The organism is Burkholderia sp. Ac-20349, from assembly GCF_017104865.1.
GTDB classification, from domain to species: Bacteria; Pseudomonadota; Gammaproteobacteria; order Burkholderiales; family Burkholderiaceae; genus Burkholderia; species Burkholderia aenigmatica.
In genome coordinates, this window is sequence record NZ_JAAGPM010000017.1 from 69,555 (window position 1) to 79,761 (window position 10,207).

Sequence of the window (10,207 nt, forward strand, 5' to 3'; positions counted from 1 at the left end):
GCTGCAGCCGACACCATGACTCGCCGGGCCTGCATCAGCCCGAAACGCGCAACCGCATGAATACGCGCTGCGTCTCGTCGAGCCCGAGCGACACGTGATACGCGCGAATGGTACGCAGCAAATCGTCGAGCCTCGCGTCGTCGAGCACCTCGAAACCCAGGCGCGCGTAGTACGGCGCATTCCACGGCGCGTCGCGAAACGTCGACAGCACGACCTCCGCGAGGCCTTCGTGCGCCGCGCGCGCCATCACCTGTTCGATCAGCCGCGCGCCGATCCGCTGTCCGGCATGCGACGGCGCGACATCCAGCTCTTCCAGGTAAAGCCGCTGTGCATCGAGCAGCCGGTAGAACGCAAACCCGACGCACACTCCCTGCGCATCGACCGCCACATAAGCCCGGCCGCCATCGATGCGCACGAGCACGGCGGCCGTATCGGTCGGCTCGGCTTCCGCGATGTGGGTCATGCCGATTTCGCGAAACCGCTGCGCGGCGGCCACTTCGACGGCGGCCATCGCGGCCGCGTCTTCCCGCGTGGCGGGACGGATCAGGATCGGTGCAGTCATGACGGCAACTCAGGCAGACAGTCTGGAACGGCCGTCACTATAATCGAAACTTCATACGTTTCGAACGCCCGCCCACGAGGTCCGTCATGACGCTGTCCGCGCTCGCCGTCTTCGCTGTCACCCTGCTCGTCACCGCCGGCACGCCCGGGCCGAGCGTCGCCGCGCTGGTCGCGCGCGTGCTGACGAACGGCGTGCGGGACGTGCTGCCGTTCCTGGCGGCCATGTGGCTCGGCGAAGCACTGTGGCTCACGCTCGCGGTCGCGGGGCTGTCCGCGTTCGCCCGCACGTTCGAGACCGGCCTGATCGTGCTGAAGCTGCTCGGCGTCGCGTACCTGCTGTTCCTCGCATGGAAGATGTGGACCGCGCCGACCGAAACCGGCGCCGACGACCTGCCGCGCGGCCAGTCGCCGTGGCGCATGTTCGTCGCGGGCATGGCCGTGACGCTCGGCAATCCGAAGATCGCGGTTTTCTATCTCGCGCTGCTGCCGACCATCGTCGATCTCGCGCACGTCGGCGTGACCGCATGGGCCGAACTGGTCGGCACGATGCTCGCGGTCCTGATCCTGGCCGACTGCTTCTGGTCGCTGCTTGCATCGCGCGCACGGGCTTTCCTGACGTCGGCGCGCGCGAAGCGGATCGCCAACCGCACGAGCGCGACCGCGATGGCCGGTGCGGCAGTGGCGATCGCGACGCGCTGAGCGGATCTGTCCGGCGCACGTCGCGCCGCGTCGCGCCTCCATTCCCCGGGAATCGACATGAAAACCTGGCTTTCGGCTGCCCTGCTCTGCCTGTCCGCCACGGTCGCGCACGCGGCCGGTGTCAAGTTCGCCAGCATCCCGGCCGACGCGGCCGGCCCCGAGCTGCGCGCGGCCATCTGGACGCCCTGCGCGACACCCGCACAACCGCTCACGATCAGCCCGTTCCTGTTGAAAGGGCAACGCAACTGCCCGACCGTCGGCGACAAGTTGCCGCTCGTCGTGATCTCGCACGGCCATGCCGGCACCTACTTCGGGCATCACGATCTCGCCGAAACGCTCGCCGACGCGGGCTACGTCGTCGCGGCAATCAACCATCCCGGCGACACGCACACCGATATGAGCCATGCGGCCGACCTGCGGGAGCTGGTCGAGCGCCCGGAGGACATCAAGCGTCTCGTCGACTACATGCTGACCAACGGGCCCGACGCCGCGCATATCGATCCGGCGCGGATCGGCTTCTTCGGTTTCTCGCGCGGCGGCTATACGGGCCTCGTGCTGGCCGGCGCCAATCCGGATTTCGTGCACGCGCACGTGGCCTGCCCGGATCCGACCTGGCTGATCTGCAAGCAGATCCGCGACCGCGACGTGCCACGCCAGCCGCTGACACACGATCCGCGGATCAAGGCCTACGTGATCGCCGACCCGATGAACGAATTCCCGAGCGCCGATACGCTGAAGGACGTGCACACGCCGATCCAGCTCTGGGGGTCCGAAGCGGGCGGCGACGGCGTGGAGCCGGAAACGATCCCGGCGCTGGCCGATATGCTGCCGAAACGGCCGGAATTCCACGTCGTGCCGAACTCCGCGCACTTCGCGTTTCTCGCGCCTTGCTCCGAACAACTGGCGCACATCTCGCCCGAAGTCTGTACCGATGCGAAGGGATTCGATCGCGCGGCATTCCACGAAACGCTCGACACGAAGGCGCTCGCGTTCTTCAGCGCGAATCTCCGCTAACAGCGAAACGTCTTGCGCCAGACGCCCGGCGCCGACACATGGTCGTTGCACGCGATCAGCGCGCGCACCAGCGCCCAGTCGTCGTCATCGCAGAAGTCGAGCAGCATCGCGCCGCACGGGCCGCGCTGCGCGCGCAGCCGTTCGGCCAGCCGCGCATGAATGCCCTGCACCCTGCCGTCACCGTGTGCGACCACCGACGGATTCGCACCCATCCCGGTCCCGCTGCAGAAGTTGATCGCCCAGCGGCCGCTGTCCGGCGACGGCAGGTCCGTCAGCAGCGCGTCGATCGCACGCCACTTCCAGCCGATCGACGCGGCCACCGGCACGCGATATTCGTCCTGGATCACGAACGCGCCATCGGGATGATCGATCGTGAACGTCGCGTTGTCGGGCCACGCGGTCAGGTCGATGCCGAGCGGCCGGCTGCTGCGAAAGCGCCGCAGCAGCACGATCGCGCCGCGCACGTCGCCGAGCGCCGGTAGCGGGCCGCCGGCATGCCAGCGCAGCCGCGGGTGCCGCGCGCGATGCGCATCGAACGTCGCATCGAAGCTGCGCGTACACGCGTGCGCCGGCCATTCGTCCTTCACCGACATCACGAGGCATTCGCGCGGATGCGCATCGAGAAAACGCGCACAGGTGGCCAGCACGTCGTCGAACGTCATGCCGAGCGCGATGCCGCCGTGATGGATCGCGAACGCATCGCGCACGTGCCGGCAGCGGATGTCGAGCAGCCGCACGCCCTGCGCGAGCTGCGCGTCGAGCGGCGCACGCTGCGTGCGCACGAGCGGATCGTCGACGGTATACGCACAGGTGTCATGGCTGCCCGGTAGGGTCAGCGTATGCAGCGGCCGCGCGTCGTCGAGCGCCGACATCCAGTCGGCAGGCGGCGTGCACGTATCGTGGCTCGAAGGAATCATGAATCGATGAATGACAAGGAAAGAAAACCGTGGGTAACGGCGTCGGATGTCGCGGCACGCGCGGGCGTCTCGCGTTCCGCGGTGTCGCGCGCGTTCTCGCCGACGGCCAGCATCGCGCCGCAGACGCGTGAGCGCGTGATGGTCGCCGCGCGCGCGCTCGGCTACCAGGTCAACCTGATCGCGCGCGACATGATCACGCAGCGCAGCAGCATGATCGGCGTCGTGACGGCCGGGTTCGAGAATCCGTTCCGCGCGCGGCTGCTGTCGGACCTGATGGCCGCGCTCGGGCAGCGCGCGCTCACGCCGCTCGTGACCAATGCGGAAGATCCGCGCCAGGTCCGGCAATCGCTCGAACAGTTGCTCAGCTACCGGATCGCGGGCCTCGTGATGACGTCCGCGTCGCCGCCGCTGTCGGTCGCGCAGCAGTATCTCGAACACCGGATCCCGGTCGTGATGATCAACCGCGAGGCGAACCTGCCGGGCGCGGACATCGTCGTCAGCGACAACGCGGCGGGCGCCGTTCATGCGGCGCAGCGGCTCGTGCGGGCCGGTGCGCGCCGGCTCGCGTTCGTCGGGCCGCGCGGTGCGAGCTACAGCGCGCAATCGCGCGCCACCGCGTTCGAGCAAGCGATCGGGCGCGGCGACGCGTTCGACGCGACGCTCGCGCACGTGCTCGACACACCGTCCGACACCCACGCGAGCGGCGTCGAAGCGGCGCGGCAACTGTTCGCGAACGGCAAGCGGCCCGATGGCGTGTTCTGCTCGTCGGACCTGCTCGCGCTCGGCGTGATCGACGTCGCGCGCAGCGAATTCGGGTTGCGCGTGCCGGACGACGTGCGCGTGATCGGCTTCGACGACATCCCGGCCGCCGAATACGATGCGTATCGGCTCACGACACTCCGGCAGGACACGCGCGGCCTCGCGCACGCGGCAGTCGACCTGCTCGCCGACCGGATGCAGACGTTCGACGGCCCGTCGCGCACCCGCGTCGTGCCGGTCACGCAGGTGGTGCGGGCCAGTTGCGAGTAACACGGGGAGATCGGGCGCGGCGTTGCCGCGCGTCACTTCAGCCCGCCCGCGAACCCGCGCAACAGGTAGCGCTGCACATAGCCGGCCACGGCCAGCGTGGGCAGCGACGCCATCAGCCCCGCGCTCATCAGGTCGCCCCAGTCGATGCCGTTCTCCGTCACGTAGCCGGCAATCGCGAGCGGCAGCGTGAAGCGGCTCGGCGTCGACACGAACAGCAGCGCGATCAGGAATTCGTTCCACGCGGCGATGAACACGAAGATCGCGGTCGCGATCAGTCCCGGCGCGCACAGCGGCAGCACGATCTGCACGAGCCGTCGAGGCAGGCCCGCGCCGTCGATGCAGGCCGCTTCCTCGTATTCGATCGGCACGTCGCGCACGAACGCGAGCAGCATCCAGATCGCCATCGGCAGCGCGTAGATCTGGTATGCGAGCATCAGGCCGAGCGTCGAATCGAGCAGGTGCAGCCGCTTCGCGAGCGCGAACAGCGGCACCGCGATCGTGATCGGCGGCATCAGCTTCAACGCGAGCACGAGCACCAGGAACAGCAGGTCGAGCCGCGCCGGAAACCGCAATCGCACGAGCGCGTATGCGGCCGGAAACGCGAGCGCCAGCGCGAGCAGCGTCGTGCCGAAGCCGACCAGCAGCGAATTGAACAGCGGCGCGCCGATGCCGTTGGACCATACCGATGCGAAATGCTCGAAGGTCGGCGCGGCCGGCCAGATCCGCAACGGATGATCGAGGCGTTCGAGCGTCGGCATGAAGGCCGCGCCGGCCATCCACAGGCACGGCAGCAGCAACAGTGCGAGCGCGACGAAGCGCAACGCCCACGGCAGTGCGCGACCGAATGCGGCGCCCGTTCGTGCGCCCGTGATGCGGGCGGGTTGCGCCGTCATGCGCGCCGCTTGCGAACCGTCTGCCATACGTACCCCGAGACCAGCAGCGCGGACGCCGCGAGCATCAGCACCGACGCGGCACTCGCCGGCCCGACGTTGAAGAAGCGGAAGCCCGTGTCGTAGATATAGGTCGACAGCGTCTGCGTCGCGTTGCCGGGGCCGCCGCCCGTCAGCGCATAGACCTTGTCGAACAGCTTGAACGTGTCGATCGAGCGCAGCAGCAGCGCGAGGCCGATCTGCGGCGCGGCGAGCGGCAGCGTGATGTCGCGCAGGCACTGCCACTCGCTCGCGCCGTCGGTGCGCGCGGCTTCGTACAGCTCCTGCGGGATCGACTGCAGCCCCGCGAGCACGATCAGGAACGCCATCGGCGTCCACTGCCATACGTCGACGAGCGCGAGCGACCACAGCGCGAGATGCGGATCGGACAGCCAGCGCACGCCTTCGATACCGAACGCCGCGAGCAGCGCGTTCAGGAAGCCGTCGAAGTTCAGCCAGTTGCGCCAGATCGCCGAGCACACGAGCGTGGACAGCATCATCGGCAGGATCGCGAGCGGCAACGCGATGCGCCGCCCCGGAAACGCACGCACGAACAGCAGCGCGAGGCCGAAACCCAGCGCGACTTCGGCGAGCGACGCGACGACCGTGAAGCGCAGCGTGTTGCCGAAGCCGGCCGTGAACGCGTCGTCGCCGAGCACCGCGCGATAGTTCGCCAGCCCGGCGAATGCGCGGCGGCCGGCCGAATAGTCGACCTGGCAGAACGAATCGATCAGCACCTGCGCGACCGGATACAGCGCGAGCGCGGCGAGCACCAGCAGCGCGGGCCCGAGCAGCGCGACGAACGGCAGGCTGCGGCCGAAGGCTTTCATGCGCTGTGTCCCGGCGAAGGTTCGACGCGCCCCGTCACTTGCCCGCCGCGGCTGTCGCCTGCGCGATCTTCTGCTGCGCCTGGCGCAGCGCGGCGTCGGGTGCGGCCTGCCCCGTCAGCGCGAGTTGCAGCTGGTCGCCGAGAATGCTCTCGACCTGCTGCCAGTCCTTCACGCGCGGCCGCGCGCGGCCCGCTTCGAGCGCCTTGAGCTGATCCGGATACCAGCGGTACTGGCGCACCAGCGCCGGATCGTTGAACACGCTGCGGCGGGTCGGCGGAAGGCCGATGCCGGCGAGGCGCGTCTGCGTGTCGCGTGCGGTCAGGTACGCGAGGAAATCCTGCGCGAGCTTCGCGTGCGGCGCATCCTTCGGGATGCCCATCTGCCAGATGCCGAGCATCGGCGCCGGGCCCGCGGTCTGCCCGGGCGGCGGCTGCAATGCGATCTGCCCGACCACGCGCGACTGCTTCGGATCGTCGAGCGCCGGCACCCACGCCGGCCACACCTCGATCGACTGCGCGGCCGTGCCACGCTGCAACGCATCGCGCACTTCCGCTGCGCCATATACGTCGACGTCCTTCGGCGCGGACGCCTTCAGCGCGAGGAAGGTCTTCAGCGCGGCCTGCGCTTCGCGCGAATCGATCGTCACGTTACCGGCATGGTCGAACACGTCGCCGCCGTAGGCCCACAGGATCGGCAGGAAGCCCGTCACGACGGGGTTGCCCTTCGTGCCGCGGAATACGACGCCCGACACGCTCTTGTCCGCGCCGCCGACGGTCTGCGCGATCTTCAGCACGTCGTCCCAGTTGCGCGGCGGCTGCAGCTTGTACTTCGCGAGCAGGTCCTTGCGGTACGCGAACATCTCGACGTTGCCGACGATCGGCAGCGCGTACAGCGCACCGGCCGCATTGCGGCCGAGCGCGACCGTGGACGGCACGAGATCGGCGTCCGCGAGCGACGCGGGCAGCGGCTTCAGCCAGCCGTTGCCGATGAATTCGGGTGCCCACGTGTCGTCCATCATCACGAGGTCGTATGCGCCGGTGCCTTCGCGCATCGACAGCTTGAGCTTCTGGTACAGGTTCGCGTTCGGCAGCTTGAGCAGCTCGATCTCGGTGCCCGGGTGCAGCTTGTTGAAGCCGGCGACAGCGTCGGCCAGCCCCTTGCCGTAGATGTCGTCGCGGCCTGCGATGACGAGATCCGCGGCAACGGCGTGCGTGGCGGCGAAGGACAGCGCAAGGGCGGCAGACAGCGCGCGCAGGCGGCTCAGCAAGGTCATGAGGTCTCTCTCGTTCGGCGTGGTGGCGGGACGGCCAGGCGTTGCACACGTGTGCAACGCGGGCGACGCTTCTGGCCGCCTGAAGCGAACGCCATTGTTCACGCCGATCGTTAAGAATTTATGGCACACGGCGGGAGAGGCGGCCGCCGTGCCCGGACGCCCCACCCGCGTGGCGTCCCCGGCCAGACCTCCCCGGCCGGATCAGAAGTTCACGCGGATCCCGGCCATCACCGCCAGTTGCCGGCTCGAATTGCTGTTCGCAAGCACCGGGATCTGCGCGTAGTTCACCGCGTTGCCGTCCGCGTCGGTGCCGAGCCCCTTCCCGCTCGAGATCTGGCCGATCGCGACCGCATACAGCGCCGTGCGCTTCGACAGGCTGTAGTTCGTGCCGACGTTCACCTGGTGGAACCGCGTCGTGCCGCGCCCGTCGGTATGCGCGGCATTGAAGATATAGGCCACGCCGCCTTGCAGCGCAGGCGTAAACATGTACGTGGCATTCAGCTCGCCGATGTCGAACGTGAACGCTTGCGTGCGCGGCTGCGCGGCGGTCGAAAAATAGCGGCTGTCGCCGAGGCGCGTATGCGTGTAGGTGAGCGCGATCGTCGCATCGCCGAACGTGACCGACCCGCCCGCGCCGAACGCGCGCATCGAGCCGGCATCCTGCAGCAGGCAGTACATCGCGCCCGGGTTGCTGCACGCGAAATCGCCGATATAGCCGCTCGCGCCGCCGAGCGCCGCATCGAGCGGCTGGTGCAGGTCGAGGTAGCCGACCGAGAACGCGACCGGCGCACGCGTGTACGTCGCAGCCACCGCGTAGCCGCGCTTCGCGGAGAAGTCGCCGGCCTGCCCGCCGAAGCTGAACGTGCCGCCGAACGTGAGGCCGTTGAAATCGGCGCTGGTGAACTTCACCGCGTTGTTGAAGTTGAATGCGGCGTTCAGGTTGTCGACGTCGCCGAGGTGCGAGCCGTACGGCGTCGCCCAGTTGTTGCTCGACACGTACGCGCCGAGCATGTCGGTGTACGAGTCGTACTGTCGACCGAGGCCGAGCGTGCCGATCCCGTCCTGGCGCAGCCCGACCCACGCCTGCCGGCTGAAGGCCGTGCCGCCCTGCAGCGCCTGCCCGTTCGCGGACAGGAACTGCTGCTCGAGCGTGAATACCGCATTGAGCCCGCCGCCGAGCGGCTCGGCGCCCTGGAAGCCGAAGCGCGACGGCACGAGGTTGCCGCCGCCCATCTGCCACGCATGGCCGCCGCCCGTGCTGCCGTCGGCGCGCGTGAACTGCTGGTTCGTCGAGTAGATGATGCCGGTGTCCACGGTGCCGTACAGCGTCACGCTGCCGGAGGTTTGCGCGTGTGCGTGCATGCAACCCAGCGTCGCCGCAGCCGCGGCCAGTCGTCGTCCGATCTTCATGTCCCGCCCCTCTGTTGTCATCGATTCGCAGTGCAGATCGATGGGGTTATCGATATGGGTGACAGGACTCTATCCAGCGAAAATTCAGGACCTCTATCGCAAATCGGCAAACAGTCGCACGCGTTGCCCGCGACCGTGCCCGGCGGCGCCGTTGCGGCGCGCGTGCGTCATTCGGGGCGCGTCGTCTGGGACGGCAGCTCGCCGAACAGGTCGCGATACTCGCGCGCGAAATAGCCGAGGTGCGTAAAACCCCAGCTCGCAGCGGCCTCGCCGACGCCGAGTTGCTGCACCGACGTCGTGCGCAGCATGCGGCGCACCGCATTCAGCCGGATCGTGCGCAGATAGCCGACCGGCGTGACGTCGGCCACGCGCTGGAAACTCGTTTGCAGCGTGCGGCGGCTGCAGCGCAGCGCACGGCACAGTTCGAGCACGGTGACGGGTTCTTCGGGCCGGTCGCGCAGATGCTTCTCGCAACGGCTCACGATGTCGCTGTAGGTGGCGTGCGTGATGTCGCGGCGCTCGACGCCGATGCCCTGCTCGAGTGCGTCGAGGAACATGCCGAGCATCGCATCGCGGAACATCTTGCGGGTGGCCGCGTATTCGAGGTGGCCCGGGTTGCGCTGCGCGTCGTCGATCAACGCCGACAGCCGCACGCCGAGCGCGACGCCCTGCTCGTCGGACAGCCGCGTCACGTGGCGCAGCTTGCGCGCGCCGGATGCGCCGAATTCGGCTTCGCACAGCTCGTCGACCATGTCGGACGCCGCACTGATCCCGACGAGCCCCATCCCTTCCGGCGTGTGGAATTCGAAATCCTCGCCGGCGCGCAGCGCGAGCAGCGCATAGCCGTCGACGGGCTGGCCCTGGAACGTGCCCGCGAGCGGCACGGACAGCGGCACCGCGAGCGACGTGCGCCCGGCCGGCGCGAGCCCGGTTTGCGCGACACGCCGGTTGGTCGTTTCGCGGAAGAAGTGGAAATCGTCGTACAGCACCTGCGTGACGGTGCCCTTGAAGCGGCCCGGCGTCATCTGGCGATAGACCTGATGCCAGCCCGCGATCGCGAGCCCGTGATCGTGCACGTCTTCGTGTGAGCGTGACTGGAACAGCATCGGCATCTCCGGTAAAACCCCTAAACGCGGCCGCCGGGTTCCCCCGGTGCGCAACGCCACAGCTTACCCGTGCAAAATCCTGCGTAGTGCGGTTTCGAACGCAAGACAGGCCGCCGACAGCGCAGCGGCCTGCTCGCCCGTCAGACGGACGTAGCGGCGGAACGACGGCATCCGGTTCACGACCTCGCTGCCGCCGAACGGCACGATCGCGAGCGTCCAGCGGCCGTCGCGCGCGTCGATCGTGCAGTCGGTCAGGTGCAGCGGCCGCAGCGCGTCGGCCAGCGACGGCTCGGCCACCAGTGCGGCCAGCGTGTCGGCGAATCCGGGGTCGCATCCCGGCGCGGCCAGCGCAACCGTAGATCGCAAGCGCGTCGTGTATGGCAAGTGTGTATCGCCGTGGTGTACGGCGACGTGATCTAGTGCCATAACATCTCTACTA

Annotated in this window: 11 protein-coding genes; 3 read left to right on the plus strand and 8 right to left on the minus strand. The window is 68.6% G+C overall.

Annotated features, from left to right (window positions below; translation table 11 throughout):
* Positions 1–34: 34 nt before the first annotated feature.
* Positions 35–562: a GNAT family N-acetyltransferase gene (locus G3N61_RS09220; protein ID WP_205822250.1), complete on the minus strand. Its 528-nt coding sequence runs from the start codon at positions 560–562 to the stop codon at positions 35–37.
* 86 nt (positions 563–648) lie between these two features.
* Between G3N61_RS09220 and G3N61_RS09225 the strand changes: the two genes are divergently transcribed.
* The gene (locus G3N61_RS09225) at positions 649–1,260 is read left to right on the plus strand and encodes a LysE family translocator (RefSeq protein ID WP_043179790.1); all 612 of its coding nucleotides are present in this window, start codon (positions 649–651) and stop codon (positions 1,258–1,260) included.
* 57 nt (positions 1,261–1,317) lie between these two features.
* Complete coding sequence (locus G3N61_RS09230) at positions 1,318–2,274, plus strand: alpha/beta hydrolase (RefSeq protein ID WP_205822251.1); 957 nt, start codon at positions 1,318–1,320, stop codon at positions 2,272–2,274.
* Here the strand turns inward: G3N61_RS09230 and G3N61_RS09235 are convergent.
* A complete protein-coding gene (locus tag G3N61_RS09235) occupies positions 2,271–3,191 on the minus strand; it encodes a phosphatidylinositol-specific phospholipase C (protein ID WP_179258773.1) in 921 nt (306 codons plus the stop codon). The two genes, G3N61_RS09230 and G3N61_RS09235, sit on opposite strands and share 4 nt — an antisense overlap.
* 6 nt (positions 3,192–3,197) lie before the next feature.
* On the opposite strand from G3N61_RS09235, the gene G3N61_RS09240 reads away from it, so the two are divergent.
* Positions 3,198–4,220: a LacI family DNA-binding transcriptional regulator gene (locus G3N61_RS09240; RefSeq protein ID WP_205822252.1), complete on the plus strand. Its 1,023-nt coding sequence runs from the start codon at positions 3,198–3,200 to the stop codon at positions 4,218–4,220.
* A gap of 32 nt (positions 4,221–4,252) precedes the next feature.
* Here G3N61_RS09240 and G3N61_RS09245 read toward each other — a convergent pair whose 3' ends face one another.
* From G3N61_RS09245 to G3N61_RS09270, 6 genes are all read right to left on the minus strand, one after another.
* Entirely contained in the window at positions 4,253–5,113 is an 861-nt protein-coding gene (locus tag G3N61_RS09245; RefSeq protein ID WP_205822253.1) for a carbohydrate ABC transporter permease, read from the minus strand.
* On the minus strand, positions 5,110–5,979 hold the full coding sequence (locus tag G3N61_RS09250; protein ID WP_175024285.1) for a sugar ABC transporter permease: 870 nt from the start codon (positions 5,977–5,979) through the stop codon (positions 5,110–5,112). The genes G3N61_RS09245 and G3N61_RS09250 overlap by 4 nt, the downstream gene beginning before the upstream one ends.
* A gap of 34 nt (positions 5,980–6,013) precedes the next feature.
* Positions 6,014–7,252: an ABC transporter substrate-binding protein gene (locus G3N61_RS09255; protein WP_205822254.1), complete on the minus strand. Its 1,239-nt coding sequence runs from the start codon at positions 7,250–7,252 to the stop codon at positions 6,014–6,016.
* 201 nt (positions 7,253–7,453) lie between these two features.
* Complete coding sequence (locus G3N61_RS09260) at positions 7,454–8,662, minus strand: porin (RefSeq protein ID WP_043179800.1); 1,209 nt, start codon at positions 8,660–8,662, stop codon at positions 7,454–7,456.
* A gap of 167 nt (positions 8,663–8,829) precedes the next feature.
* The gene (locus tag G3N61_RS09265; protein ID WP_041493501.1) at positions 8,830–9,768 is read right to left on the minus strand and encodes a helix-turn-helix domain-containing protein; all 939 of its coding nucleotides are present in this window, start codon (positions 9,766–9,768) and stop codon (positions 8,830–8,832) included.
* Between the two features lie 63 nt (positions 9,769–9,831).
* Positions 9,832–10,207, minus strand: a 376-nt coding sequence (locus G3N61_RS09270; RefSeq protein WP_241017657.1) for a DUF3156 family protein, incomplete at its 5' end; no start/stop codon positions are given.